The sequence below is a fragment of the Acinetobacter guillouiae genome (assembly GCF_002370525.2).
Classification (GTDB): Bacteria; Pseudomonadota; Gammaproteobacteria; order Pseudomonadales; family Moraxellaceae; genus Acinetobacter; species Acinetobacter guillouiae.
Genome location: NZ_AP014630.1, coordinates 2,490,034 through 2,516,285, shown reverse-complemented (window position 1 = coordinate 2,516,285; position 26,252 = coordinate 2,490,034). Strand labels below are relative to the sequence as shown.

At 36.9% G+C, this 26,252-nt stretch carries 26 protein-coding genes and 1 riboswitch; of the genes, 17 read left to right on the top strand and 9 right to left on the bottom strand.

The features are described 5' to 3' along the window. Positions 1-16: 16 nt before the first annotated feature. On the bottom strand, positions 17-892 hold the full coding sequence (locus AS4_RS11655; protein ID WP_096734260.1) for a LysR substrate-binding domain-containing protein: 876 nt from the start codon (positions 890-892) through the stop codon (positions 17-19). A gap of 145 nt (positions 893-1,037) precedes the next feature. Between AS4_RS11655 and AS4_RS11650 the strand changes: the two genes are divergently transcribed. Beyond that, on the top strand, positions 1,038-2,456 hold the full coding sequence (locus AS4_RS11650) for an aspartate ammonia-lyase (protein ID WP_096734259.1): 1,419 nt from the start codon (positions 1,038-1,040) through the stop codon (positions 2,454-2,456). A gap of 144 nt (positions 2,457-2,600) precedes the next feature. On the opposite strand, the gene AS4_RS11645 is transcribed toward AS4_RS11650, so the two are convergent. After that, the gene (locus AS4_RS11645) at positions 2,601-3,065 is read right to left on the bottom strand and encodes an internalin (protein WP_096734258.1); all 465 of its coding nucleotides are present in this window, start codon (positions 3,063-3,065) and stop codon (positions 2,601-2,603) included. Positions 3,066-3,294: 229 nt separating this feature from the next. Between AS4_RS11645 and AS4_RS11640 the strand changes: the two genes are divergently transcribed. From AS4_RS11640 to AS4_RS11595, 10 genes are all read left to right on the top strand, one after another. Continuing rightward, positions 3,295-4,935 carry a CTP synthase gene (locus AS4_RS11640; RefSeq protein ID WP_004719920.1) on the top strand — a complete coding sequence of 547 codons (1,641 nt, stop codon included), beginning with the start codon at positions 3,295-3,297 and terminating at the stop codon, positions 4,933-4,935. A 30-nt stretch (positions 4,936-4,965) separates the two neighbouring features. Further along, positions 4,966-5,823: a 3-deoxy-8-phosphooctulonate synthase gene (gene kdsA, locus AS4_RS11635; RefSeq protein WP_004719923.1), complete on the top strand. Its 858-nt coding sequence runs from the start codon at positions 4,966-4,968 to the stop codon at positions 5,821-5,823. Positions 5,824-5,868: 45 nt separating this feature from the next. Next, positions 5,869-7,158 carry a phosphopyruvate hydratase gene (gene eno / locus AS4_RS11630; protein ID WP_096734257.1) on the top strand — a complete coding sequence of 430 codons (1,290 nt, stop codon included), beginning with the start codon at positions 5,869-5,871 and terminating at the stop codon, positions 7,156-7,158. Positions 7,159-7,561: 403 nt separating this feature from the next. Continuing rightward, complete coding sequence (gene ftsB, locus AS4_RS11625) at positions 7,562-7,948, top strand: cell division protein FtsB (RefSeq protein ID WP_004719933.1); 387 nt, start codon at positions 7,562-7,564, stop codon at positions 7,946-7,948. Next, complete coding sequence (gene ispD / locus AS4_RS11620) at positions 7,911-8,630, top strand: 2-C-methyl-D-erythritol 4-phosphate cytidylyltransferase (RefSeq protein WP_096734256.1); 720 nt, start codon at positions 7,911-7,913, stop codon at positions 8,628-8,630. Before ftsB ends, ispD begins: the two co-directional genes overlap by 38 nt. A gap of 100 nt (positions 8,631-8,730) precedes the next feature. Next, on the top strand, positions 8,731-9,867 hold the full coding sequence (gene rodA / locus AS4_RS11615) for a rod shape-determining protein RodA (protein ID WP_096734255.1): 1,137 nt from the start codon (positions 8,731-8,733) through the stop codon (positions 9,865-9,867). Between the two features lie 312 nt (positions 9,868-10,179). Further along, positions 10,180-11,448, top strand: a complete 1,269-nt coding sequence (locus tag AS4_RS11610) for a D-amino acid dehydrogenase (RefSeq protein ID WP_096734254.1) — start codon at positions 10,180-10,182, stop codon at positions 11,446-11,448. Between the two features lie 18 nt (positions 11,449-11,466). Beyond that, positions 11,467-12,126, top strand: a complete 660-nt coding sequence (locus AS4_RS11605; protein ID WP_096734253.1) for an Imm19 family immunity protein — start codon at positions 11,467-11,469, stop codon at positions 12,124-12,126. Positions 12,127-12,418: 292 nt separating this feature from the next. Then, a riboswitch (glycine riboswitch) is annotated at positions 12,419-12,507 on the top strand. A gap of 172 nt (positions 12,508-12,679) precedes the next feature. After that, positions 12,680-13,924 (top strand): D-amino acid dehydrogenase, encoded by a 1,245-nt coding sequence (locus AS4_RS11600; protein WP_034615308.1) that lies wholly within the window; start codon positions 12,680-12,682, stop codon positions 13,922-13,924. 82 nt (positions 13,925-14,006) lie between these two features. Further along, positions 14,007-14,615 (top strand): DUF4303 domain-containing protein, encoded by a 609-nt coding sequence (locus tag AS4_RS11595; RefSeq protein ID WP_096734251.1) that lies wholly within the window; start codon positions 14,007-14,009, stop codon positions 14,613-14,615. A gap of 80 nt (positions 14,616-14,695) precedes the next feature. On the opposite strand, the gene nfsB is transcribed toward AS4_RS11595, so the two are convergent. The 3 genes from nfsB to AS4_RS11580 all read right to left on the bottom strand — a co-directional run bounded on the left by nfsB (position 14,696) and on the right by AS4_RS11580 (position 16,797). After that, entirely contained in the window at positions 14,696-15,349 is a 654-nt protein-coding gene (gene nfsB / locus AS4_RS11590) for an oxygen-insensitive NAD(P)H nitroreductase (protein ID WP_004821838.1), read from the bottom strand. Between the two features lie 98 nt (positions 15,350-15,447). After that, complete coding sequence (locus tag AS4_RS11585) at positions 15,448-16,194, bottom strand: UDP-2,3-diacylglucosamine diphosphatase (protein ID WP_096734250.1); 747 nt, start codon at positions 16,192-16,194, stop codon at positions 15,448-15,450. A 93-nt stretch (positions 16,195-16,287) separates the two neighbouring features. Beyond that, complete coding sequence (locus AS4_RS11580) at positions 16,288-16,797, bottom strand: peptidylprolyl isomerase (RefSeq protein ID WP_004821835.1); 510 nt, start codon at positions 16,795-16,797, stop codon at positions 16,288-16,290. A 168-nt stretch (positions 16,798-16,965) separates the two neighbouring features. Here AS4_RS11580 and AS4_RS11575 point away from each other — a divergent pair, with 168 nt between their 5' ends. After that, positions 16,966-18,687: a glutamine--tRNA ligase/YqeY domain fusion protein gene (locus AS4_RS11575; RefSeq protein ID WP_096734249.1), complete on the top strand. Its 1,722-nt coding sequence runs from the start codon at positions 16,966-16,968 to the stop codon at positions 18,685-18,687. Between the two features lie 137 nt (positions 18,688-18,824). Then, positions 18,825-19,145, top strand: a complete 321-nt coding sequence (locus AS4_RS11570; protein WP_096734248.1) for a pyrimidine/purine nucleoside phosphorylase — start codon at positions 18,825-18,827, stop codon at positions 19,143-19,145. A gap of 19 nt (positions 19,146-19,164) precedes the next feature. Here the strand turns inward: AS4_RS11570 and AS4_RS11565 are convergent, their stop codons facing one another. Beyond that, positions 19,165-20,061 (bottom strand): LysR family transcriptional regulator, encoded by an 897-nt coding sequence (locus AS4_RS11565; RefSeq protein ID WP_096734247.1) that lies wholly within the window; start codon positions 20,059-20,061, stop codon positions 19,165-19,167. A 104-nt stretch (positions 20,062-20,165) separates the two neighbouring features. Here AS4_RS11565 and AS4_RS11560 point away from each other — a divergent pair, with 104 nt between their 5' ends. Together AS4_RS11560 and AS4_RS11555 are read left to right on the top strand one after the other, a co-directional pair. After that, on the top strand, positions 20,166-21,218 hold the full coding sequence (locus AS4_RS11560) for an aldo/keto reductase (RefSeq protein ID WP_096734246.1): 1,053 nt from the start codon (positions 20,166-20,168) through the stop codon (positions 21,216-21,218). Positions 21,219-21,335: 117 nt separating this feature from the next. Next, positions 21,336-21,779 (top strand): SRPBCC family protein, encoded by a 444-nt coding sequence (locus AS4_RS11555; RefSeq protein WP_096734245.1) that lies wholly within the window; start codon positions 21,336-21,338, stop codon positions 21,777-21,779. 57 nt (positions 21,780-21,836) lie between these two features. On the opposite strand, the gene AS4_RS11550 is transcribed toward AS4_RS11555, so the two are convergent. Further along, positions 21,837-22,373 (bottom strand): lecithin retinol acyltransferase family protein, encoded by a 537-nt coding sequence (locus tag AS4_RS11550; RefSeq protein ID WP_004821822.1) that lies wholly within the window; start codon positions 22,371-22,373, stop codon positions 21,837-21,839. 188 nt (positions 22,374-22,561) lie between these two features. Here AS4_RS11550 and AS4_RS11545 point away from each other — a divergent pair, with 188 nt between their 5' ends. Further along, on the top strand, positions 22,562-23,320 hold the full coding sequence (locus tag AS4_RS11545) for a phosphodiester glycosidase family protein (RefSeq protein WP_096734244.1): 759 nt from the start codon (positions 22,562-22,564) through the stop codon (positions 23,318-23,320). Between the two features lie 90 nt (positions 23,321-23,410). Here AS4_RS11545 and AS4_RS11540 read toward each other — a convergent pair whose 3' ends face one another. Further along, entirely contained in the window at positions 23,411-23,656 is a 246-nt protein-coding gene (locus tag AS4_RS11540; protein ID WP_096734243.1) for a hypothetical protein, read from the bottom strand. A gap of 193 nt (positions 23,657-23,849) precedes the next feature. After that, complete coding sequence (locus tag AS4_RS11535; protein ID WP_096734242.1) at positions 23,850-25,091, bottom strand: OmpP1/FadL family transporter; 1,242 nt, start codon at positions 25,089-25,091, stop codon at positions 23,850-23,852. A 516-nt stretch (positions 25,092-25,607) separates the two neighbouring features. Between AS4_RS11535 and AS4_RS11530 the strand changes: the two genes are divergently transcribed. Then, entirely contained in the window at positions 25,608-26,237 is a 630-nt protein-coding gene (locus AS4_RS11530) for a TetR/AcrR family transcriptional regulator (RefSeq protein ID WP_167468944.1), read from the top strand. Positions 26,238-26,252 lie beyond the last annotated feature (15 nt).

Here is a 26,252-nt window from a genome sequence, read left to right as displayed (position 1 = left end):
CTTTTAAAATAAAGGTCTATTTAAGCGCTAAATAATTCCAAACAAAATTTATCTTTTGCGAGTAAATGATATTGCTACGAACGATATAAATATCTTGAAAGAAACTATAACCATCAAGTATTTTTAACTTATTTTCATTTATTTCTTCTTCAATCAATAAGCGAGGCAGCCAGGCTACACCTAAGCCTTGTAAAGCCAAGGCTTTTAAGTCACTGGCATTATCTGTTTCATATAACGTTCGGTAATTGAGTTTGCTTTCTATAATTTTATCTACACATTTTCTCAGATAGGCTTGTTTACTATAGGCTAAAAGAGGGAATGTTTGATTGAGTTGGTAATTAGGCAATCCATTTTTACTGGCTGTAACAGGTACAATTTGCATATTTACAATTTTATGATAGGTAAAAAGTGTGAGATCCAATTGTTGTAAAGTGAGTTGATCACAATAACAAATGAGAAAATCACAAGAACCTTCTTTTAATAAATGTATGCCTTGTTGTAGATTTGCAGCAATAATTTCCAACTTTAGATCATTATAGTCTGAGTATAATTTTTGAATAAATTTGGGAAAAAACTGCGTGATGAGAGAATGGGATACTGCAAATTTAATTGAGAGTTCATTATCCTTAATATTTTTTTCTAAATATTTTATTGTTGTATCCATTTGGTTCTTAATATTCTTTGCTGTTGAGAGCAAGACTTGACCAGCATCTGTAAAATCAATATTTTTACTATAACGCTTTAAAATTTGAAACCCTAACGACTCTTCAATATTTTGTATTCTACGTGTAAAAGCCGATTGAGTGACATGACGTATCGCTGCAGCTTTAGAAATGGATTTTTCTTGATCCAATGCAAGAAGATCCTCTATCCACCGAATTTCAAGCGTCATGTTCAATCACCAATCAATATTTAACTCAAGCAAAGTATAACAAGTGATATGCAAAAAATGCATACAGATATATTTTTTTACATTGGTCAAGTTTAGATTGTTTCACCTAAGATGAATTGATTATCTTCGTAGAGTTACATTGCAAATGAACATTGAAATTAAAACGAGAACTGAGAAAGATTTATTGGGAATGAAAGAAGTCCCATTTCATTGCTATTACGGTGTACAAACATTAAGAGCGGTTGAGAACTTTAACCTAAGCGCCCATAAATTAAGTCATTTTCCTATTTTTATTCAAGCGCTTGCTATGGTGAAGTCAGCTTGTGTAGAGGCTAATTTTAAATTAAATAAAATTGAAGAAAATAAATATAAAGCGATTCAACATTCATGTCAGCAATTAATAAATGGTTCATACCATAATCAATTCCCTATTGATATGATTCAGGGTGGGGCAGGAACTTCTACAAATATGAATGCAAATGAAGTTATTGCAAACATTGGATTAGAGTTTCTTGGTCATGCAAAAGGCGAATATCAATATCTACATCCCAATAACGATGTAAATATGTCTCAATCGACCAATGATGTATATCCAAGTGCAATAAAAATAGGTCTATTATTTGCATTGGATCATCTCAATGTTCCGTTTAAAAAACTAATTGAAAGCCTAGGTCGCAAAGCTGAAGAGTTCTCTGATATCTTGAAAATGGGACGTACTCAGTTACAAGATGCGGTACCGATGACATTAGGGCAAGAATTTAGTGCTTTTGCGCATACCTTACAAAATGATTTGCAAAAGTTAAATCATATTATGCCAGATTCACTCAGTGTGATTAATTTAGGTGGAACAGCAATCGGTACGGGAATTAATACCGAGGTTGAGTATCGCTTAAATGCCATTCAAGCTTTATCAGAAATCACTGGTAAAAACATTTCAAGCTCGCCTGATTTGATTGAAGCGACTACAGATATGGGTGACTTTGTACTTTTATCAAGTTTACTCAAACGTACTGCAACCAAGTTGTCTAAAATCTCTAATGATTTACGTTTGTTATCGAGTGGACCGCGTACTGGTATAGGCGAGATACAATTGGAACCACGTCAGCCTGGTAGTTCAATCATGCCAGGAAAAGTAAATCCAGTGATTCCAGAAGCGATGAATTTGGCGTGCTATCAAATTATTGCAAATGATTTAGCAATTACTTTGGCAGCAGAAGGTGGTCAACTACAATTAAATGCGTTTGAGCCATTAATTGCGCTTAAACTATTTGAATCTATTGAGTTATTAGGCAAAGCGATGCAAATGCTGAATGAAAAATGCATTCAAAATATTCGTGCCAATGCGGCGCATTGTCAGCATCTAGTGGATAACTCAATTGGTATCATTACCGTGTTAAACCCATATTTAGGGTATGAAACCACTACCCGAATTGCAAAAATGGCAAATGAATCTGGAGAGAGTGTTTTGGCATTGATCAAAGCTGAGGGATTACTTTCAGATGAAATTTTGGCAGATGTACTTGCTGTTCATAATATGGTTCAGCCAAAGCAACATGCGGCTTAGTTTTTAAAAGCTACAGGTACAATTAAACTCATTCATGACTTATCGTAAGAAATTAAGTTTCATATGGCATATGCAACTGAATACTTATACGGAGTTATAAAAAAAGGGAAATCATCATTTCCCTTTTTTTAGCAATGCAAAATCTTAGTTTTTCAAAGCTGGTGTAGCAGCAGCGATGGCAGCGGCAACAGCATCATCTTCAGATTGTGCTGAACCAGAGCTTGCTTTTGGTGCTGGTGTTTTGGTTTGTGCAGTTTCAGTTTTTACTGACTCTGCTTTTGCAGGCTTCGCCTCAGTCGCAGCAGGTTTATTTTCCGCTTGTGCACTTGGCATAGTTGCATGGGCTTCATGCGTTGCTTCACGGCGAATTTCAGTGCTTGTATTTGCTGTTTCTGTGCGTTCAACTTCTACATGTGCCGGAATTTCGACTTGTTGTGCATTATTCTGCTCAACGCTTGGTAAGCTTTCAAACTGTGTCGGTTCAGAAGTCGCAGGTTGAGCAGTTTCAACTTTCTCTGGCTCAGCTTCTTTAGGCTCTTCTTTTTTTACACAAGCAGATACCAAAAGCGCTGTCGCAATTGCACCACAAATTAAAAATTTCTTATTCATAATGACTCAAAACAAAACGTATTAAAGAGATGTTACTTAGTATAACAGCAAAATGATATTTAAAAATCACCTTATCAAGTGCTAATTTTTTATTGGAAATGCTGATAGAATAGCCAATTGTTTATTGTTCTATGAATTGATGTGAATTGACTTTGCTTTCTTGGTACAAGGTAAAGTAAAATCGCACAACATTGTAGGCCAATTTAGGCTCCATTGTACGAGAAACTTAATGACCCATTTTATATTCGTAACTGGTGGTGTTGTATCATCACTAGGTAAAGGTATTTCAGCTGCTTCAGTTGCTGCACTTTTAGAAGCCCGTGGTTTAAAAGTAACCATGGTCAAAATGGATCCATACATTAATGTCGATCCTGGGACTATGAGCCCATTCCAGCACGGTGAAGTATTTGTCACAGAAGATGGTGCTGAAACTGACTTAGATTTGGGTTATTACGAGCGTTTCTTACGTCGTGCCAAAATGACCAAATTAAATAACTTTACTTCAGGTCGTGTTTATCAAGACGTTTTAAATAAAGAACGTCGTGGTGATTATCTCGGCGGTACAGTACAAGTTATTCCACATATTACGGATAATATTAAAGAACGTGTTCTTCGCGCAGGCGAAGGTTATGACGTTGCCATTGTGGAAATCGGTGGCACAGTAGGTGACATTGAATCTCTCCCATTCATGGAATCTGTACGTCAGTTGATGGTTGAGCTTGGTCATAAACGTACCATGTTGATGCATTTGACTTTATTACCTTATATCAAGTCTGCTGCTGAACTTAAAACCAAACCAACTCAACATTCTGTTAAAGAATTATTGTCGATTGGTATTCAACCAGACATTCTGATTTGTCGTACTGAACATGATGTTGACGCAGATACCACCCGTAAAATTGCACTCTTTACAAACGTTGAAGCGCGTGCCGTTGTGGTGTGTAAAGATGCACGTTCAATTTATCAAATCCCACGTACATTCTATGAACAAAACGTTGATGATTTAATCTGTGAACGTTTTGGTTATGACAGCTTGCCTGAAGCCGATCTTTCGGATTGGGATCATGTGGTTGAAGCATTATTGAATCCAGAGTACACAGTTCGTGTAGCGATGGTGGGTAAATATGTTGAATTGCCAGATGCATATAAGTCTGTCAATGAAGCACTTTTACATGCGGGTATTCAAAATCGTGTCAAAGTTCAAATTGATTATATCAATGCTGAAGAGCTTGAAAGCCAAAATCCTGCTGAAGTATTAAAAGGTATCGATGCAATCTTAGTTCCTGGCGGTTTTGGTGAACGTGGTACTGAAGGCAAAATGCAGGCGATTCAATATGCCCGTGAAAACAAAGTACCTTTCTTGGGGATTTGTTTAGGTATGCAATTGGCTGTGATTGAATTTGCTCGTCATGTTGCTGCTATGCCAGAAGCGACTTCTACAGAGTTTAATCGTTCAACAAAATTCCCATTGATTGGTTTAATTACTGAATGGTTAGATGAGCGTGGTGAAATCCAGCATCGTAGTACTGAGTCAAACCTTGGTGGCACAATGCGTTTAGGTGCACAAAAATCAGAATTGGTTGAAGGCACTAAAACACGTGAAGTTTATGGTAAAGCGGAAATTACTGAACGTCATCGTCACCGTTATGAAATGAATGATCGTTTCATTCCTGCAATTGAACAGGCAGGTATGAAAATTTCAGGTTATTCGACAGCGCAGCATCTTGTTGAAACTGTAGAAATTCCTGAACATCCTTGGTTTATTGCTGTACAATTCCACCCGGAATTTACAAGTTCACCACGTGATGGACATCCATTATTTGCTAGTTTTATCGATGCCGCTAAAAAGCAGCACCAAAATAGCAAGTAAGTATGTAAGAACTTAAACTAGGAAGTTTAAATGTCACAATTAAAACCACAAGAAATTGTACGTTTAGGCGATATACAAATGGCAAATCACTTGCCATTTGTATTATTCGGCGGCATGAACGTACTTGAGTCGAAAGACTTGGCTTTTGAAATTGCAGAAACTTATGTCGATATCTGTACTCGTTTAGAGATACCGTATGTATTTAAAGCCAGTTTCGATAAAGCCAATCGTTCAAGCTTACATTCGTTCCGTGGCCCTGGTTTGGAAAAAGGCATCGAATGGTTAGGCGACATTAAAAAGCATTTTAATGTTCCGATTATTACCGATGTTCATGAACCTCACCAAGCTGCAGCTGTCGCTGAAGTTGCTGACATTATCCAGCTTCCTGCATTTCTCAGTCGTCAGACTGATTTGGTTGAAGCAATGGCGAAAACTCAAGCCATTATCAACATCAAAAAAGCACAATTCCTTTCTCCTCGTGAAATGAGCCATATTCTAAACAAATGTTTAGAAGCGGGTAATAACAAGCTCATTCTGTGTGAACGTGGTACGTCATTTGGCTATAACAACTTAGTTGTTGATATGCTGGGTTTCGACATCATGAAAGAAATGAATGTGCCAGTATTTTTTGATGTCACGCATGCATTGCAAACACCGGGCGGTCGTGCTGATTCAGCAGGCGGACGTCGTGCTCAAATCACGACTTTAGCACGTGCGGGTATGGCAACAGGGCTTGCAGGTTTATTTTTAGAAAGTCATCCAGACCCTGAAAATGCAAAATGTGATGGTCCTTGTGCATTACGTATGTCGCAGCTTGAGCCATTTTTAGCACAGTTAAAAGAATTGGATACCTTAGTTAAAGGTTTCAAAAAGTTAGATACACATTGATGCGCTTAGAAAGCATCTTATTTTTAATCAACTGAGGAATTATTCATGAGCCAAATCGTTGACATTCGTGCACGTGAAATTTTGGACTCTCGTGGTAACCCAACCATCGAAGCAGACGTAATCCTAGACTCTGGCGTTGTTGGCCGTGCATGTGCACCATCTGGTGCTTCAACTGGTTCTCGTGAAGCTTTAGAACTTCGTGACGGTGATCAATCACGTTACTTAGGTAAAGGTGTTCGCACTGCAGTTCAAAACGTAAATGGTCAAATCAAAGACTTATTAAAAGGTCAAAACGTATTTGAACAAAAAGCGCTTGATGACAAAATGATTGCGCTTGATGGCACTGAAAACAAAGAAAAATTAGGTGCAAACGCAACATTGGCTGTATCTTTGGCGGCTGCACGTGCGGCTGCTGTTGAGAAGAAAACTGAATTGTTCCAATACATTGCAGATCTTCGTGGTCAAACAACTTTGTCTATGCCTGTTCCAATGATGAACATCTTGAACGGTGGCGCACATGCGGACAACACTGTTGATATTCAAGAATTCATGATTGAGCCTGTAGGTTTCACATCTTTTGCTGAATCTTTACGTGCCGGTGCTGAAATTTTCCATGCTTTGAAATCTGTATTGAAAAAGCAAGGTTTAAATACAGCAGTTGGTGATGAAGGTGGTTTTGCACCTAACTTACGTTCAAATGAAGAAGCAATCACTGTTATTCTTTCTGCAATTGAAACAACTGGTTATAAAGCAGGTTCTGATATTATGCTTGCACTTGATTGTGCATCTTCAGAATTCTACAAAAATGGTCAATATATTCTTGCGGGTGAAGGCAACAAAGCATTCACAAGCAACCAATTTGCTGACTATCTTGCTAGTCTTGCTAAACAATATCCAATTATCTCAATTGAAGATGGTTTAGATGAGTCTGACTGGGAAGGTTGGAGCTATTTGACTTCTATCCTTGGTGATAAAATCCAATTGGTCGGTGACGATTTGTTCGTTACAAATCCTAAGATTTTACAACGTGGTATTGATGAGAAAGTAGGTAACTCTATCTTAATCAAATACAACCAAATTGGTACTTTGTCTGAAACTTTAGATGCAATCTATCTTGCTAAAGCGAATGGTTATAGCACTGTGATTTCACACCGTTCTGGTGAAACTGAAGATTCTACAATTGCAGATCTTGCAGTGGGTACAGCAGCAGGCCAAATCAAGACTGGTTCACTTTGCCGTTCTGACCGTGTTGCAAAATATAACCAATTGCTTCGTATTGAAGAATTGACTCATGCTGCTTATCGCGGTAAAGCTGAGTTTAAAGGTTTAAATTAATATCTTTTATTGATTTAAATTAAAAAAAGCCATTCTTTTATTTGATATAGGGAATGGCTTTTTTATACACTAAAAAATAATCCTGAATAGTCTGTTTTAAGAGAAATTTAATATCATGTAATTGATTGATATTAAAATTTAAGGTAAGAATTTAATTAACTTAGTTTATTGAAAAAGAAAATTTATAATAAATAATACCGCGATATGTGAGTTTTTAGCATAAAGATAATTTTTAGAGTTTTACTTACAAAGTAGATTATTGATCATCCACTTATTTTTTATAAGGAAAGAAAAGTTATTTTGTTCTAGTTTTGCAGTTTTCGCATAGTTTAGTGTTCTTCATACAAAATATTTGATGTATATTAGCATCTTAATTTAATGCTGTTACTCAAGACGCAAATCCATGTTAGAAGTCTTTAAAACAACTTCAAGTAAAGTGATTGCAGTACTCGCGATTTTAATCGTTGTGGTATTACAATATCGCTTTTGGTTCGGTGAGGGTGGTCATTTCCCGCATCAAGCTTTACTACAGCAAATTGAACAGCAAGCTGAAGTCAATGCTGAGTTAAAAGAACGCAACCGAATTCTTGCCGCTGAAGTGTATGATTTAAAAAATGGTGCTGAAGCCATAGAAGAACATGCACGTTTAGACCTCGGTCTAGTCAAGCCACATGAAACTTTTGTACAGATGAGTACCATTAGTACCCATTACAAACCTATTTATACCGATCCAAGTGTAGATTTAAGAACCAATGAAGATGACAACGAACCTGCGCCAGAACAACCGTAAAATTTGGGCAATTGTTCCTGCGGCTGGCTCAGGGCGTCGTTTTTCAAAAACCGAACTTAAACAGTACCAAGTCATCCAAAATCAAACAGTGTTAGCGCATACCATAGCGCGTCTAAACGATTTACCACTTGCGGGTTATGTACTTGCTGTTGGTGAGCAAGACCAGTATGCGCAAACATTGCCATTAAAAAATAAACATTTGAGCCATTTTTGTTTGGGGGGTGCAGAACGTGTTGATTCGGTTTTAAATGCATTGCGTTATTTAGAACAATTTGCACAAGCCGATGATCTAGTTTTTGTACATGATGCTGCTCGTCCTTGTGTGACACAACAATGTCTTGAAAACTTAGTCGATACCGCAATAAACCTGAACAGCAGTGCGATTCTTGCAATTCCTGTAAGAGATACTTTGAAGTTTGTTGAAAATCAGCAAGATATCAATAAAACAGTCAGTCGTGATCAATTGTGGCAAGCACAGACACCACAAATTTCTACCTTTTCAAAGCTTAAAACGGCAATCGAAATAGCTTTAGAGAATAATATTGTGATTACGGATGAGGCGAGTGCATTGGAATATATCAATGAACCTGTCAAAGTGGTGATGGGGCGTTCTGATAATATTAAAATCACCTATCCTGACGATTTGGAGTTGGCCAAGTTAATTTTGCAATCACAGCAGTAAAAACAACGAAAATAAAAATAATTATGCATTGATTGATTTTCTCAACCGCTATTTATCTCTATAATTTGACCAGATTAAACTAGGTTTAAGATTTGTATTCATGACACCATCGCCACAGTATAAGTTTCTACGTCAATCAGTCAGAGATGGTTTAAGTATTAATCAAAAAGTTTCAAGGTGGGACAAACTACACCTTGATCCTTGGTTATTGGGCTTTTTAATTATCAATGCGATTTTGGGTTTATTGATGGTCTATAGCGCATCTTCTGAAGATATGTCTATGGTCATTCGGCAAGCCGTGAGTTTCGGTGTTGGTTTTGTTTTGCTTTTTATTTGTGCACAAATTCCACCAAAAGTATATCAAGCGATTAGTCCTTGGTTTTATTTATTCGCAATTTTGTTGTTGATTCTGGTTTTATTGGTCGGTGATGTTCGATTAGGCGCAAAGCGCTGGCTGACCATTCCAGGGATTGGCAGTATGCAACCCAGCGAATTTATGAAGTTCGCCATGCCATTGATGATGGCATGGTATTTTGCACGTAACCCGTTGCCGCCTAAATTTAAGCACATTGTAATTGCATTGATCATTATGATGGTGCCTTTCATATTGGCATTATTACAGCCAGACTTGGCGATTGGTATCGTGATCGGTGGTGTGTTTGCCTTGTTTTTAAGTGGTATGTCGTGGACTTTAATTCTTGGGACTTTAGCGGCATTGGCATTGGCTTTCCCTTTAATTTGGACTTTTGTATTACAAGCTTATCAAAAGAAAAGGATTATGACTTTATTTGATCCTGAGTCAGATGCACTTGGGGCAGGATGGAACATTATCCAATCTAAAATTGCGATTGGTTCAGGCGGAATGACAGGGCGTGGATTCTTAGAAGGAACACAGTCTCAGTTGGGATATTTACCTGAACATCATACTGATTTTATTATGTCGACCTATGCAGAAGAATTTGGTTTTATTGGGGTGTTCTTCTTATTTGCACTTTATACCGCAATGATTTTTAGATGTATGATGATTAGCTTAAGCAGCTTCCATAACTATGGTCGTTTATTGGCAGGTACGATTGGTTTGTCTTTGTTTTTCTATGTATTTGTAAACTCTGGCATGGTCAGTGGGATTTTACCTGTGACTGGCGATCCATTACCGTTGATGAGTTATGGTGGATCAGCCGTGATTGCGTTGTTAGCAAGTTTTGGTATTGTTATGTCTATCCATACGCACAAATAAAATCTTCGCAATTTAAAATTTTTTAAACTAAAGCTATTCCTTCTCTTTTATAAGAGAAGGATAGTATCAAACATAAACACAAACTATTTTTCTTAAAATTAAATCGCTTATATAGCTTCCTGATAGTTTAAAAATCATGTGATATTATGATTGATTTATCTATTTAAAGTTGAATTAAAGCTGACATTTCAACATCAAATCGGTATTGCTAAATCTGTTCTAAGTGCTAAATTAAAATAGTCATATAAATTATTTCTCTAACTACATCATTTTTATTATAAGACGATTAATTCGTATAAGGTTCGGTTCAGTATGCATATCATCATCATGGGGGCAGGTGTTATTGGTACAACATCCGCCTACTATCTAAAACAAGCAGGTCATGAAGTCACTGTGATTGATCGACAACCCAATGTGGCTTTAGAAACCAGTTTTGCCAACGCTGGGCAGATTTCTCCGGGTTATGCATCACCTTGGGCTGCACCAGGTATTCCACTAAAAGCGTTTAAATGGATGTTTCAACCACATTCACCACTGGCGATTAAGCTAACAGGCGATATGCATCAGTATCAGTGGATGGTCCGCATGTTGGCTGAATGTAATATCAATCGTTACCAGATCAATAAAGAGCGAATGGTGCGAATTTCAGAATATAGCCGTGACTGTTTGGATGAGTTACGAGCGGAGACCAAGATTCATTTTGATGAACGTCAATTAGGTACATTACAACTTTTTCGTAAACAACATCAATTGGATGTGGCAGGCAAGGATACCGAAGTTTTAAAACATGAAGGTGTACCATTTGAGTTGTTGGATAAAGCTGGGGTCATCAAAGCTGAACCTGCTTTAGCCCACGCAACAGTCGATTTTGTTGGTGGTTTGCGTTTACCCAATGACCAGACAGGCGATTGCCAAAAATTCACAACAGAGTTGGCAGAACTTGCAGCCAAACAAGGGGTCAATTTTTTATTTAATACGGTAATCGAATCAATCGAAAAAGATGCCGAACGGATTACCGCGATTCACTTGAAAGATGGTCGTAAAATCAAGGGAGATGCTTATGTCATGGCATTGGGCAGTTATAGTCATGAAATGCTCAAACAATTGGAGATAGATGCACCTGTATATCCTTTAAAAGGCTATTCGATCACCACCAAAATTGTTGATCCGGCACTTTCACCGGTTTCTACAATCTTAGATGAGTCTTATAAAATTGCCTTAACCCGTTTTGATGATCGAATTCGTGTAGGCGGGATGGCTGAAATTAATGGTTTTGATCGCGCTTTAAAATCTAGCCGTGAAGACACTTTGCTTATGGTTTTACAACAATTATTTCCAAATGCAAGTGACATATCAGATGCACATTTCTGGACGGGTTTAAGACCAGCCACACCAGATGGAACCCCGATTGTTGGTAAAACAAGGTATCAAAATCTCTATACCAATACGGGGCATGGAACTTTAGGTTGGACCATGTCATGTGGTTCAGCAAAATTATTATCCGATATTATTTCTGGAACCACACCACAAATTGAATATGATGATTTGAATGTGTTCCGATATGACTCAGTGAATCACTAAGATGATTGTTAAAACGATATGAATCAAAATCATCAAGTTGCAGAACAGGAAATTTCATTTTCCAATGTACATTTTTGGCATTGGTTTATGCTTTTATTTCGTGGTTTTGATGAAGAAAAGGAGTTGAATTTAGATGAGGCGATTGAGGAAGCGGTTGGTTTAGATCCGTATAGCAATGAATTGGCAGCGTGGTATCAATCATTTCTACCCAGTGAAAATAATACCATTCGAAATTACCAATTTTCTATTAGTGCGGATATTCGGGTAGATATCCAGTTTACTCAAGAGCAGATCAATTATTATCTTAATGATCTATACATAGGCAATCTGGGTGGGCACTTTGAAGCATGGTTTTTTACCCTAAAAGAACTTTTGAGTTTTCAATTGAATGATCAGCATTTCTTATTATTGTTAACGATGCTGGGTGTTGAACCTCAACAGACTTTAGAGGCTAAAATTCAAATATCAAAAAGATTAAATAACATTCCGTCATTTCAAGGGCAACAAGATTACATCGCAAATTGTATCGTGAATGGTTTAAAGATGAATCAAGAATTTTATCAGGATGAACAAATCGGGATATTAAATCGACAAAATCATAGTATGCGTAATGTTGAGTTATATCCTGATGATTTGGAACATATAAAAACCATTAATCTTATTTTAAAGCATGAATAAATATGAAAATAATAATAAAAGCGTTGTTTACCGCGATTAGAAATGGAGAAATGAAAAACATTCGCTGTAACGTTGCAAGATGTTCGACAACTTTTCAAGAATTGACAAAGCTTGATGCTGACTTCAATCAAGCTACAACAGAGCCAGAGTCGCTGAACAAGTTAATCGCTAAGCTATTTAATTCTTAAGCAATTTAAAGATCTTAATTTTTAATTTAAAAATTAGAGAATAATTGAACATATTTTACTTGTATTCGAACAAATTCATGGCATATTAATTGCTAATACAAGGAAAGATGATTGCAGGAGAGAAGTCTCTTGCGGACTCGCCGAAGGAGCAACGACCCCGGAAACTCTCAGGCAAAAGGACTGTAATCATTGTAAAACCTCTGGAGAGAAGTCATTCTATTGAAAACAAAAAAGAAATGACTCACCGAAGGGGATGGTAAAGCCTAAATAGTTTAGGTTTTTATCGAAGCTCTCAGGTACACATGACAGATGGGGCATACATTGACAATGTAATAAAAAATATTGCATTTCAACGGAGTGTGCGTATGTGTCATGTCGTCATTATTGGTTCTGGTATTACAGGGGTTACCTCTGCCTATGAACTTGCTCAATTAGGTTATCAAGTTACTGTTATTGATAAACATTTATTTCCCGCAATGGAAACATCTTTTGCCAATGGTGGGCAGCTGTCTGCGTGTAATGCTGAAGTGTGGAATCAAAAATCCACTGTGTTAAAAGGCATTAAATGGATGGCGAAGAAAGATGCACCATTATTGCTCAATCCATCTTTTGATTTGCACAAATATGCATGGCTGGTCGAATTCCTTGGCAATATCAAACACTATGAAGCAAATACTCAAAATACAGTGAAAATGGCACTTTTAGCGCGTCAAAGGCTATTTAATATTGCTGAACAAGAAGGCATTGATTTTGATTTAGAAAAACGTGGCATCTTACATTTCTACCATTCTGAATATGATTATAAAGTGGCAACCAACGTCAATGCGCTGTTATGTAAAGGTGGTTTAGAACGCCATGCCGTGACCAATGAAGAAATTAAATCCATCGAACCGAGTTTGACGGGTGAATACTATGGTGGTTTTTATTGCCCAGGTGATGCAACTGGTGATATCCATAAATTTACCACTGGACTTGCCAAAGCCACTGAAAAATATGGGGTAAAATATTTATTTGGTATGGAAGTCGTTAATGTAGAACACACTGCCAATGGGGTAAATATTCAATATCATTCGAGTGTTGAAAACATGGAAGGTGGTTCAGTAGCAGTTGAACAACTCAGTGCAGATGCCGTGGTGATTTGTGGTGGTGTTGGCAGTTACCAATTGGCCAATCAATTGGGCGACCGTGTGAATGTTTATCCTGTAAAAGGCTATTCCATCACCGTACAATTGGATGATGAGAAAAGTATCAATGGCGCACCTTGGGTCAGCTTGCTCGATGAAAGTGCGAAAATCGTCACGTCACGATTAGGTGCTAATCGTTTACGTATTGCTGGAACTGCTGAATTTAATGGCTATAATCGAGATATCCGCTCAGATCGTATCCAACCTTTAACAGATTGGGTCAATAAGAACTTCGATATTTCAACCGAGCATTGTATCCCGTGGGCAGGTTTGCGTCCGATGATGCCGAACATGATGCCAGTGGTAAAACGTGGAAAACGTGAACGGGTATTTTACAATACAGGGCATGGGCATTTAGGCTGGACGTTGTCTGCTGCAACAGCTGTGATGATTAGTCAGGAAATTGCAAGCTCGCATCCGATTTAATCATATAGGCAATATTTTTGTATTTGCACTCTGGTGAATGTCCATATTCACCAGAGTGCTAGTAAAAATAATTAGGTGTGTTATGAATATAGAATCAACAACGCAAAAGCACTGGCATGAAACGAGTTATGCAAAGTTAGTTGAATCGATTCAATATATTGCACAAAATTATCACGATGTGTACGCCTTGGCCTTGTACTACTATTGTGACGATGATGAACCTTGTTTTCCCAAAGTTGAACTTAACTTTAATACCAATCAACAGTTTCAAGCGCAAATTTCTGAAGCGTCGAGTCAAGCTGAAGCGAAATGGAATTATGCCTATTGGTTACAAGAACCGTCTTGGGATATTGGTGGAGAGAATGATCAGCTTTTGGCACAATGGTTTGAGCAAACGCCATTTTATTATTCTCAAAAACAGATGGAATATGCTGAACAAGAAGATGATGCACTATTTAATGAACTTTTAGAAAAAGGCGAGCAGTTTGCTCAATTGTTTATTACACAAATAATCAAAATGGTTCAGCAATTATTTTCTGAAAATATTCTTCAAGATATATTTGGGAAAAATCTCCCAGTCATTATTCATGAACTTGAATATTATGAAGAACCCATTTCATGGACCAAAAGAGCCAATCCAAGCGCATTAATCAATGAATTTATGGATGCCTGTGAAAGTGATTTCTCTTAACAAAATATTCTTATGATTCAATGCTGAGGGACGTGATGTGTCCCACAGCACTTATTGAATGGAAGCAAGCAGTTTAAACGTTATAGACGAGTAAAGACTTCTTCTTGGGTCAAACGAGACTTGGGCAATTTTGCATTAAAGTCACTATCACTACGATAACCGAGTGTCATAATCACAGACGGGACCAAATTCTTTTCAATTAAGCCTAATTCTTCAGTCAGAATATCTTCGTCAAAACCACCGATTGGCGTTGCATCGATACCTTCAATACCTGCAGCTAACAGCATTTGACCCAGTGCGATAAAGGTTTGATTTTCCGCCCAGCGCTGAATATCACCTTTTTCATTGCGATAATAAGAGACATAGCCTGTACGACTGTCTTTTTGACCTTGCTTAGCCTTGTCATCTTTAAAGCGGCCACTGAGATCATCCTGCTGAAGTAAATTACTCAGGTGCTGTTCTGTAATATCTGCTTTGGTACAGAATAAAATTGTATGTGATGAATCTAAAACCTTTGGTGCGTTGTAGCTATATTTTCCGACTAAGGCTTTAGCAATACGTTGTTTAGCTGCATCATTCTCAGCAATAAAAAAATGCCAAGGCTGGATATTGATTGACGATGGGGTTAAACGCAGGATTTCAAGTAAACGTGCAAATTGTGCTTGAGGAATCTTTTTAGAAGAATCATAAGCTTTTGTGGTGTAACGTGTTTTTGCTACATTTAATACATCCATAAGGCGATCTCATATATCGTAAATTTTCGATATATTGTATGCTAAAATCGCGAAATGTGAATCTTCAAAACGTAAATAAAGGTGAAAAATCATGATTTTTAATCATGGGTAAAGTGATTTGTGTCTGAAATTGTCCATTTAATAAATTTCCAATCCGCATTTTCATCCACTTCTAAAATCATTGCTTCAGATGTTTTTTCGCGCCAATCCCCTAAAACAATTCTAGTTTTACCATTTACATCATGAATTTCAGGGCGATGGGTATGACCATGAACCAACAGATCGACATTATTAACTGCTTTTTCAACAGCTTGTTGGTTAACATCCATAATTTCATAGGACTTATTTTGTTGAGACTCACGGCTTTTTTTACGAAAGCCATTGGCAAGTTTTTGTCTAAAACCAAGTGGGGTGCTTTTTAAAAGTCCCAATACAATCGGATTGCGAATAATTTTTTTAAATCGTTGATAAGAGATATCATCAGTACATAAAGCATCGCCATGTTCAAGACGGAATTTTTTTTCACCAATGCTAAATGTATAAAATTCAGGTAGTAATTTTCCATTAAACTGATTTAAAAACGTTTGCCCTAAGGCAAAATCACGATTACCTACTTGAAAATATATTTGATTACCAGTTTGTAAAGAAAATTGTTTTAGATGCTCAATAATTTCATCTAACCATGGGGCAGTATAATCATCGCCAATCCAAGCATTAAACCAGTCACCGAGAATAAACAGTTGCGTATTTTGATATTTATAGTGTTCTAATAAATCAAAAAACCCTCGAACCAGTCGAGGGTGTTCTGGTGACAAATGTAAATCCGCGATAAACAGATAGGTCACTTATTTTTCCTATTTAATAACTCCTCCCAAGCTTGCTTTGTAAAGGGAACAGTATCCCTTAATTTAAAAGTAGGATTTGGGAGGATTTATAAATTATTCAGAGATAATTTTTGCAGATTCAATCACAATGTTTTCTAAAGGAACATCAGCATGATAACCACGGTTACCCGTGCGAACACCTTTGATTGCTTCAACGATGTCTAAACCTTCAGTTACTTTACCAAATACTGCATAACCCCAACCTTGAGCAGTTTTACCTGTATGGTTAAGGAAAGAGTTGTTTTTTACATTGATAAAAAATTGTGCAGAAGCAGAGTGAGGCGCTTGAGTACGTGCCATTGCAATCGTACCTTCGTCATTGCTTAAACCATTGTCCGCTTCATTTTCAATTGAATCACGTGTGGTTTTTTCTTTGAAGTTTTCATCCATGCCACCGCCTTGGATCATGAAACCATCAATAACACGATGGAAGATTACGCCATCATAAAAACCATCACGAACATATTCTAAAAAGTTAGCAACAGTTTTTGGTGCTTTTTCAGAGTTAAGTTCAAGAACAATGCGTCCTTTGTTGGTGTTTAATTCGACTTGAGGAAAACTCATTCTATAATCTCCTAATCATGACTAAAAATGTCATGGGTTTTTGGTTGAGAGAAGCATAAGCAAACTGTAAACTACATAGCAAGTAAAAATGTGAAATTCTTTTGTTAAAAAAGGATAAAATCACATTTTCTATATTCAATTTTAACTTTTAGAAGTGATTTATCAACTATGAAGCCAAATGATGTTGTTTCAGAACTGCCGAAAACCCCGACAAATAGTCCAAGCCCTGTCGATAATGCGCAGCAAGAACAACAAGCGGGCTTAGATTTTGTACGCCAAGTCATTACAGAAGATTTGGCAGCGGGCCGTACACAAAAAGTTGTTACACGTTTTCCACCTGAGCCAAATGGTTATCTACATATTGGCCATGTAAAGGCTATTTGCTTAAATTTTGGCATCGCTCAAGAATACGATGGTTTGTGTAACTTGCGTTTTGATGACACCAACCCAGATGCTGAAGAACAAGAATATGTTGATGGTATTGCCAATGACGTAAAATGGTTAGGTTTTGAATGGAATGGCGAACCTCGCTATGCATCAAGCTATTTTGACCAATTACATGCTTGGGCAGTTCAGTTGATCAAACAGGGCGATGCTTATGTAGATCTACAAAGCCCAGAAGAAATTAGAATTAACCGTGGTAATTTTGTCGAGCCAGGTAAAAACTCACCTTATCGTGATGCATCTATTGAAGAAAATCTTGCTCGTTTTGAAAAAATGAACAATGGTGAGTTGGCAGAGGGTGAAGCAGTATTACGTGCCAAAATTGATATGACCTCACCAAATGTACATATGCGTGATCCAATTCTATATCGTGTACTTCATTCAGAACACCATCAAACGGGTGACAAATGGAAAATGTACCCAATGTATGACTATGCTCATCCATTGTCAGATGCGATTGAAGGGATTACCCATTCATTATGTACCTTAGAGTTTCAAGACCATCGTCCATTTTATGATTGGGTGGTTGAAAAAGTGCATTCACAATCAGTTCCACGTCAGTATGAATCTAGCCGTTTAAATATAGACTATACGATTACCTCTAAACGTAAATTACGTAAATTGGTAGAAGGTAACTATGTTCATGGCTGGGATGATCCGCGTATGCCAACTGTGGTGGGCATGCGTCGTCGTGGTTTTACCCCTGAAGGGTTACGTGAGTTCTGTAAGCGTGTAGGCGTGTCTAAAACAGATGGTATCGTTGATGTGGCTATGCTTGAGTTCTGTATTCGTCAATCTCTTGAAAACACAGCAGCACGTGGTATGGCTGTTTTAAATCCATTGAAAGTAACTTTGACTAACTTGCCAGCAGATTTAGATTTAAGCCATGCACGTCATCCAAATGTAGATATGGGCGATCGTATTATTCCTTTAACCTCTGAAATCTTTATTGATCGTAAAGACTTTGAAGAAGTTCCACCAAAAGGTTTTAAACGTTTAGTTCCTGAGGGTGAAGTACGTTTACGTCATGCTTATGTGATCAAGTGTGATGAAGTGATTAAAGATGCCAATGGTGAAGTGATCGAGTTGAAATGTTCAATTGATCCTGAAACTTTAGGTAAAAACCCAGAAGGTCGTAAAGTGAAAGGCGTTGTACATTGGGTTTCTGCGTCGAAAGGGATTCCTGCTGAGGTTCGTGTTTACGATCGTTTATTCACCGAAGCTGCACCAGATGCAGATGATGATTTCTTGGCAAATTTAAATCCAGAGTCTTTAACGGTACTTCAAGCGGTGATCGAGCCTGCTTTGGCTCAAGCGCAACCAGAAGATCGTTTCCAGTTTGAGCGTGAGGGTTATTTTGTTGCGGATCAATATGATCATACAGCAGATAAACCTGTGTTTAACCGTATCTTAGATTTGAAAGATAGCTTTAAACCGGGTAAATAATTTTTATTCAATTCTGAATAAAATCATGATTTAAGACCTAGCTTCGGCTAGGTTTTTTTTATGCTGTTTAAAATTGATTGAGGAATACTATGGAAAAGCGATATAGTAAATGCACAAATAATAAACAGGACAAATATATGTCTTCCCAATTTGATTTTGTTACGGTCCATATTAAACCTAATGTTCATTATAAAGGACGATCAATTAGTTATCTTATCGAATGCAAAGATGGTTCGAAGAAAACATTGGGGGTAATTTTACCCACAGACAAACCTTTAACTTTTGAAACGCATGTGACTGAGCGTATTGAGATTGTCTCTGGAAAATGCTTGGTTCGGATCGCAGATCAAGAGGAAATGGAAGTCTACAGTTCTGGTGAATCTTTTACTGTACCTGCAAATAGTCGTTTTAGTCTACAATCCAGTGAAATTGTAGATTATGTTTGTCATTTGGAATAACAGACCCTAAAAATCATCATTAGAAGTCTTTAAAGTAATCCTGTAAATACTCAATAAAAACTTTTACTTTATCAGAGATTAATTTTTTATCTGGAATAACAGCATAAATAGCAGTGGGTTCTACCATAAAATTAGGAAGCACATGAACCAGTTTTCCTGAATCTAAATCGTTTTTGACATGCCAAAGTGAGTGATTAGATATGCCGAGCCCTGCCAAAGATGCCTGACGAATCCCTTCGCCTGAGTTGGTAATAAAATAGCCATTTACGTGGATATCTAATCTTCTATTTGGGTTAGCATGATCCACAAAGTTCCATGTATTGCTGATGCCTTGTTGATGACGCTGTACGATACAACGATGTTGCTGTAAATCTTCTAAACGTTCGGGGATACCAAATTTACCGAGATATTCAGGCGCAGCACAAAGCAAGCGTTTATTGATAGACAAAGGTTTTGCGATAAAAGAAGAATCTTGTAGTTTGCCAATACGAATCGCGAGATCCATGCCTTGAGCGATAAGATCTACATTTTGGTCATTTAAATCTAAATTGATTAATAATTCAGGGTGTTGTTTTAAAAACTCAGCAATAACCTGAACCAGTATCTGTGTTCCAAAGGTTGCGGAAGCCGTGATATTGATGCCGCCTGAAAGTTTTTGATCTTGAAGCTTTAAATTTTCGGTTAATGTCTGGAAATTATCGAGAAGTGGACGTCCTTGCTCAATCAATATTTTGGCTTGTTCGGTCAGACTTAGTTTCCGTGTCGTTCGATAAAAGAGTTTAAGACGGAGCTGATTTTCAAGCCGTTGAATCCTTTGACTTGCTACTGAAACTGCAATATTGGCTTCTTTTGCCGCTTGGCTGATTGAACCTAAGTCTGCGACACGTAAGAAGAATTGAAAGTCTTGTGTATTCATTTTCCATAAAATCGAAAAAGTAATTCCTTATTATCCTGATTTTTAAAATAATACCAAGTTGTTATTTTGTGATGAGACACATTATTCAATCAAGGTGAATGATCATGAAATATAATTTTTTAGGCAATTCTGGTTTAAAAGTATCTGAGTTGGGATTTGGTGCTGGAACCTTTGGTGGGAAAGGTCCGCTATTTTCTGCATGGGGACAAGCAGGGCAGAAAGAAGCCAATCAAATGATTACTACATGTATAGATGCAGGAATTAATTTCTTTGATACGGCCGATGTGTATTCAGACGGTGAATCTGAAAAAATGCTTGGAATTGCATTAGCGCCGTATCGGCACAGTGCAATTATTTCAACTAAAGTTGCGCTTCGTAGCAATGAACAAGTGAATCAGGTCGGATTGAGTCGTCATTATTTAATTCATGCCGTAGAGCAATCGTTAAAACGCTTAAATACAGACTATATCGATGTTTTACAGTTACATCAGTTTGATAGCTTTACTTCGTTAGATCAGCTTATGAAAACTTTAGATGAATTGGTCCGAAGCGGAAAAGTTCGTTATATCGGGGCATCTAATTTTTCAGGCTGGCAATTGATGAAAGCGCAGTCGATTGCAGATCGTTATGGTTATGAAAAAATGGTGGCACATCAGGTGTATTATTCACTGATTGGTCGGGATTATGAATGGGAGTTGATGCCTTTAAATCATGATCAGCATATTGGTGCTGTTGTGTGGAGTCCTTTGGGATGGGGGCGTTTGACAGGTAAGTTTGATCGTGAGCATCCTTTACCTGAAAATAGTCGCTTACATGAAACAGCACAATTTGCGCCACCTGTAAACGAAGAATATCTTTATCAAGTGATCGATGCCTTAAAACAGATTGCATTAGAAACGGGATATTCAGTTCCACAAATTGCTTTAAAATGGCTGTTAACACGTCCTACAGTTTCTACTGTACTGATTGGTGCTCGAAATCAACAACAACTGCAAGATAATCTCATTGCAAAAGATCTAGTGCTTACGGATTCACAATTACAGCGTTTAAATCAAGTCAGTGCGGTTCATCCAGCATATCCATATTACCCGTATTGGAATGGTCAATTTTCAGAGCGCTATCAGAGCATTGTTGAATCATCACTTATTCAAAACTAATCCGTTAAATTTGTTAACAAAAACATGATACTGATTACATAGCACTTATGTTATCAGTATCACTTTGTTATCCATATAGTTCTATATAAGCTTAGAAGAGTAATAAGAGTAATAAGAATGAATCCAACCATTGAAACTCAAATGTTAATTCGTAAACCCGTGTCTACGGTTTTTAAGGCATTTATTGATCCTGAAATCACTTCAAAATTCTGGTTTAGTCGTTCTACAGGACCACTAAAAGAAGGCAAAATTGTGCAATGGAGTTGGGATAAGTATCAAGTTAGCTCAAAGGTTATGGTATTTAACATTATTGAAAATAAATTGATTCAAATTACTTGGGGTGAACCCAAAACATCGGTAGATTTTATATTTGAAGAAATTAGCCCCGAGCAAACCTATTTAAAAATTAGAAATTATGATATTTCACTACAAGGCTCTGAACTGATTCAATTTATTATAGATGCGACTGGGGGATTCACCACAGTGCTGGATGGTTTAAAAGCTTATTTGGAACATGGAATAGAACTCAAACTGGTTGAAGACAAATTTCCACCATTTTAGTGGTGATTTAAAATCAGGGCTTTGCCTAAGGTCATATGATGAACCTAGCTGAGTATTTTACTTTTTAGGCTGTTGTTCTTTAAGTGATAAATAGGTTGGAAGTTTTAATTTTGACTGAGCCCTGAGTTTCATTTTTATATATAAAACCAAAGCAAAACATGTAGTTGCAACTGTTAAAAATAAGCCATTCATATAGGTCATGATTGAACTGATATAGCCAATCGTGGTTAAACGGTTCATCATTTTTACCACTTGAGGACTACTTTCAACCCCTGTAATTGCCCAACTACACAGATGTTCACAATTATTGATAATCAAATGATAGCTGTTTTCGTTCATACGTGTACGCATACGTCGCACCACATGACGACCAGAAAACTTAGGTTGATCATAGTAACGGACACGGATCACTTTACCATGTGAAAATTTTTCAAGTGAAGTGATTTCGATTGGGCGTTTTTTTACAAAATGTGCCAGCCCTGAATAATGTATAACACGACCTTTTCCAGCATAGATTCCATGATGGCTATAGCCAAAATGTTTGACGATTAAATGCGCACCTAAAGGGTATTTAGCTATTTGTTTTGTCTGCATATTCCACTCAGTTCAAATAAAGTGTACACATGTATTTAATTGAAAGGATAGTTTGATTATAACCATGCAAAATGAATTTGATAGCCCTTAAAGTGATAATTAAGTAAAAAAATGCATTAAAAGTGCTAATTAGCCTTCATTATTCAATAGATCACACGATAAAATATAACGCTTTGAATGGGGATGTTATGAACTTTAAAACAGGGGTATATGCTCTGATAAGCATGATGGGATTGAGTGCACTTTCCTTTCAAGTCAATGCCAATACTGACTATATCAAAATAATCAAAGACAAGAAGGTGATCGCAGATGCTGTTCGTATCGATGATCTAGATCAGCTACAACTATTTTTAAAAAACCAACAAGGGCAAATCTATAAAAAGTTCGCAGCTGTGCAAAAAGAGCTAAAAAAATGCCAGATCAGTTTTGCCATGAATGCAGGAATGTATCACCCTAATTTTGCACCAGTAGGCTTGTACATTGAACAAGGTAAACAACAAATAGAATTAAACCAACAAAAAAACAAATTTGGTAATTTTTTTATGCAACCCAATGGTGTGGTTGCTTGGAACAATAAGCAAGCTGTGATTAAAACCACTGAGCAATATCTTAAATCTAATTTTAAAGCTCACTATGCTACACAATCTGGTCCAATGTTATTGATCAATGGTGAGATCAATCCAATTTTCGTTAAAAACTCAGACTCGTTAAAAGTTCGCAATGGGGTGGGAATTAAAAATAATCAACTGTATTTTGTGATAAGTCGTGGAAAAATCAATTTTTATAATTTTGCTGATATTTTTAAGTCGCAGCTTAAAACAGATCAAGCTTTATATTTAGATGGCTCAATTTCAAGTGCATTTATTCCACAAGTGAAAAGAAATGATCAGACTTATGATTTAGGCCCGATGTTTATTTATAGTGAAGCAAAAAATTGTGACGATTAAAATGTGAAAATTAAAGTTTTAGTTTTTATTTACAGGCAAAAAAATGGATGCCTGCAAACAGAAGCATCCATTTTGTAGATCAAGGATAAATTACTTAACCATACCAATGATTGAAGACTGTGCTTTACAGGCTTGAATAGCATCTTCTTTAGATAACTTTTTAATTTCTTCTTCAAAGGCTTTTTTCTGTTCTTTTAGTGCATCTTCAGGAATGCCACTTTGTTTTGCCAAGTCTTCCATATGCTTCCAAGATTCTTCACATTCCTTTGGCATACCACCACATGCGGTTAAGATAGTGCCTAAAGCGAGAATTGGAATTAAACGTAATAATTTCATATTCTGATCCTTTAATTTAAGTTGGTTTTTTACTGAGGTTTATTCATATTGATCATTAAAATTTATAGCGTATACAAATGACGGAAAAATGAATTTGTCTTTGAATAAAAAGAAAAAGACTTCATTCTCAAGTATATACACTAGAATGAAGTCTACGCTAAAAAATAATTTTAACAAGATCATGCATTGAGCATTAGAAACGGTAACCTATTTTTAAACCATAGCCTATGGCATTGTTGTCACGATAATCACCTTGTTGGGCAATTTCTGAAGCACCGGGTACCGGAATGTAATAGGTACCATCTTGTGCCGTGGCATCCCCGATCCAAATATATTTGATGCCTCCTGCGATAAAGTAATTGTCAGCAGGATTGTATTGAACACCCAACCCTAAGCCCCAACCGCCTTTGGTAGGATTTAATACAGAAGCAGGATTTCCAGTACCAGAATCCCATGAAACATCAGCCGACGCAGCCCATTTTTGTGTGAATTGATGTCCTAAGCCAACAGTGATGCTGTATTGGTCTTTTTGATAGTCATCCAGATTAAATCCACCAGCATATAGGCCTTGGCTTAACTCAGCCGTTGCCAGTTCGGTGAGTGCACCAAACTGTGTTGGACGGATTCTAAAATCTTTCCAATTTACCCAACGCGCATTTAAATATGCCAGCGTATCTTTATATACACCTGTTTGAAAATCTAAATTTACCGATTGTGGCGTGTTGATTTCTGTATTTTTATCAGTGGTGAATGCTAAAGGTTGTCCAAAAATGGTTTCTTGAGCATCTATTTTGTGCTTGATTTTAGAACGATAAGTCACGGCTGCCTTTAAAGCAATTTCAGGAATCTGAAAAGCAGCACCAGCAAGCCATCCAACAGCACTATCTTGCTTAAAATTAGCATCATAGCCATTAAACACACTCATCGAATTACCACGCAAAGACACTTTACCTTTGACTGTTTGGTATACGCCACCGCCGTAGAGGTTAAAATGAGCATCTGGCTGAAAACCAAATAGCATCGCAATATTTTGAGTATCAACATCCGCAAGGGTACCTTTCATACTGATTTCAGTATCAGAGAAGGTATTATTGCTACGTAAAGGATATTCGATTGCAGCACCATAAGGTTGATCATAGATGAGCCCAAAGGAAACTTTTGGCGCGATTTGCAGTTTTAATGCTGCATTATAGTATTGATATGATTGTGCCATATCACCTGTACTCAAATCATTGCTGCCTGCATTGACTAAATCAGGTCGATTTCGAACTTTGCCTGATACTTTCGGGTCAACTGCGGCAATACTGGCTTCGAAATAATTCTTGTCTTCAAGAAACGCCAGTATCGATTGTCCAGATTGATCCATCGCGGCTGCATGAGTATAAGCAGTGGGTAAAATGCTGAGGATACTGAAAATGAGTGATTGAGTTTTCATGCTTTTCTTTCCTTGAATGTTTTTTTTATTTCGCATATAAAATTCAGATAAAACTATAGTGAATAATAGGTCTTAAGCTATTAGTTTATTTAAGTTTTATCTGAAAGCTTTATGATTTTAGTGAATCATTTTTACTGGATTTAATAAAGGGGTGTAATGACCAATTTAAGGGGGGATTATCGGACAATTCATTTGTGCATTGTCTTAATATGTTGCATTAGTTCATTTGAAAAAACTTAAGAATCTAGCACTGACTTAAAAAGGATCATTTTCCAAAAAGGAGTAATTTAAAATGACTGCTTTGACCGATAAAGATTTGATAGATCAGCAATGGTACAAAATAACCTCAACAAGATCTGTAAGCTGATAAATGATTTATTAAATATTGAATCAAGCGATCTGGGTGGATAGCTTATTGCTGCAAAATTTATTAGTATTTAATTTGAATTACCTTGTCGTACCAACAGGGTAAACTATTCGCTGCCAGTTTATTTGGAATGGAATATACGTATCGCTATGAACTATAAAAGATCCTCTGTCATGGAAGAGAAAATGCAACAGAACCGCGAGATGATTTTATTGTCTGCACGAGAACTGGTTGCACAAGGAGGATTTAAAGATGCACAAATTCAAGCGATTGCAGATCGGGCAGGCGTTTCAAGTGGACTGGTCTATCGTTATTTTGAAAATAAAAATCAGGTACTGATTGAAGTTTTAAATGCGGCGATTCATATCGAAGTCAATATTCTCAATGATATTGCACATACCGAACTCAGCGCTGTAGAAAAACTAGATCGTGCCGTTACAACTTTTGTAAAAAGGGCAATGAACAGCCCTCGACTGTCTTATTCTTTATTGTTTGAACCTGTCGATCCTCAATTTGAGTTAGAACGTTTTCAAAGTAAACAATTGATTAAAGAAAGTATTATAAAAATTTTGACTGAAGGACGTCATTCAGGTGAGTTTATTTTTGAGGATTTAAACACCACCGCATTGTGCATCGTGGGTGCAATGACTTTTGTTGTGATTGAACCTTTAAGTATCGCCAAGACCAAGCGTTTTGATAAAAGCTATAAAGAGTATTTTGTAAAACAAATCGCTGATTTTTGTTTACAGGCAGTGAAAGTCAAACATCCTCAGAAATAATATTAATCATCATTG

Excerpts from the sequence above, each read along its gene's own strand:
- AS4_RS11600 (WP_034615308.1), top strand. The coding sequence starts at position 12,680 with ATGTGTCATGTCGTCATTATTGGTTCTGGTATTACAGGGGTTACCTCT.
- AS4_RS11640 (WP_004719920.1), top strand. The coding sequence starts at position 3,295 with ATGACCCATTTTATATTCGTAACTGGTGGTGTTGTATCATCACTAGGT.
- rodA (WP_096734255.1), top strand. The coding sequence starts at position 8,731 with ATGACACCATCGCCACAGTATAAGTTTCTACGTCAATCAGTCAGAGAT.
- AS4_RS11595 (WP_096734251.1), top strand. The coding sequence starts at position 14,007 with ATGAATATAGAATCAACAACGCAAAAGCACTGGCATGAAACGAGTTAT.
- AS4_RS11565 (WP_096734247.1), bottom strand. The coding sequence starts at position 20,061 with ATGAATACACAAGACTTTCAATTCTTCTTACGTGTCGCAGACTTAGGT.
- AS4_RS11645 (WP_096734258.1), bottom strand. The coding sequence starts at position 3,065 with ATGAATAAGAAATTTTTAATTTGTGGTGCAATTGCGACAGCGCTTTTG.
- ftsB (WP_004719933.1), top strand. The coding sequence starts at position 7,562 with ATGTTAGAAGTCTTTAAAACAACTTCAAGTAAAGTGATTGCAGTACTC.
- AS4_RS11655 (WP_096734260.1), bottom strand. The coding sequence starts at position 892 with ATGACGCTTGAAATTCGGTGGATAGAGGATCTTCTTGCATTGGATCAA.
- AS4_RS11575 (WP_096734249.1), top strand. The coding sequence starts at position 16,966 with ATGAAGCCAAATGATGTTGTTTCAGAACTGCCGAAAACCCCGACAAAT.
- AS4_RS11555 (WP_096734245.1), top strand. The coding sequence starts at position 21,336 with ATGAATCCAACCATTGAAACTCAAATGTTAATTCGTAAACCCGTGTCT.
- AS4_RS11560 (WP_096734246.1), top strand. The coding sequence starts at position 20,166 with ATGAAATATAATTTTTTAGGCAATTCTGGTTTAAAAGTATCTGAGTTG.
- AS4_RS11650 (WP_096734259.1), top strand. The coding sequence starts at position 1,038 with ATGAACATTGAAATTAAAACGAGAACTGAGAAAGATTTATTGGGAATG.
- eno (WP_096734257.1), top strand. The coding sequence starts at position 5,869 with ATGAGCCAAATCGTTGACATTCGTGCACGTGAAATTTTGGACTCTCGT.
- AS4_RS11580 (WP_004821835.1), bottom strand. The coding sequence starts at position 16,797 with ATGAGTTTTCCTCAAGTCGAATTAAACACCAACAAAGGACGCATTGTT.
- AS4_RS11550 (WP_004821822.1), bottom strand. The coding sequence starts at position 22,373 with ATGCAGACAAAACAAATAGCTAAATACCCTTTAGGTGCGCATTTAATC.
- AS4_RS11570 (WP_096734248.1), top strand. The coding sequence starts at position 18,825 with ATGTCTTCCCAATTTGATTTTGTTACGGTCCATATTAAACCTAATGTT.
- AS4_RS11535 (WP_096734242.1), bottom strand. The coding sequence starts at position 25,091 with ATGAAAACTCAATCACTCATTTTCAGTATCCTCAGCATTTTACCCACT.
- ispD (WP_096734256.1), top strand. The coding sequence starts at position 7,911 with ATGAAGATGACAACGAACCTGCGCCAGAACAACCGTAAAATTTGGGCA.
- AS4_RS11545 (WP_096734244.1), top strand. The coding sequence starts at position 22,562 with ATGAACTTTAAAACAGGGGTATATGCTCTGATAAGCATGATGGGATTG.
- AS4_RS11610 (WP_096734254.1), top strand. The coding sequence starts at position 10,180 with ATGCATATCATCATCATGGGGGCAGGTGTTATTGGTACAACATCCGCC.
- kdsA (WP_004719923.1), top strand. The coding sequence starts at position 4,966 with ATGTCACAATTAAAACCACAAGAAATTGTACGTTTAGGCGATATACAA.
- AS4_RS11530 (WP_167468944.1), top strand. The coding sequence starts at position 25,608 with ATGAACTATAAAAGATCCTCTGTCATGGAAGAGAAAATGCAACAGAAC.
- nfsB (WP_004821838.1), bottom strand. The coding sequence starts at position 15,349 with ATGGATGTATTAAATGTAGCAAAAACACGTTACACCACAAAAGCTTAT.
- AS4_RS11605 (WP_096734253.1), top strand. The coding sequence starts at position 11,467 with ATGAATCAAAATCATCAAGTTGCAGAACAGGAAATTTCATTTTCCAAT.
- AS4_RS11540 (WP_096734243.1), bottom strand. The coding sequence starts at position 23,656 with ATGAAATTATTACGTTTAATTCCAATTCTCGCTTTAGGCACTATCTTA.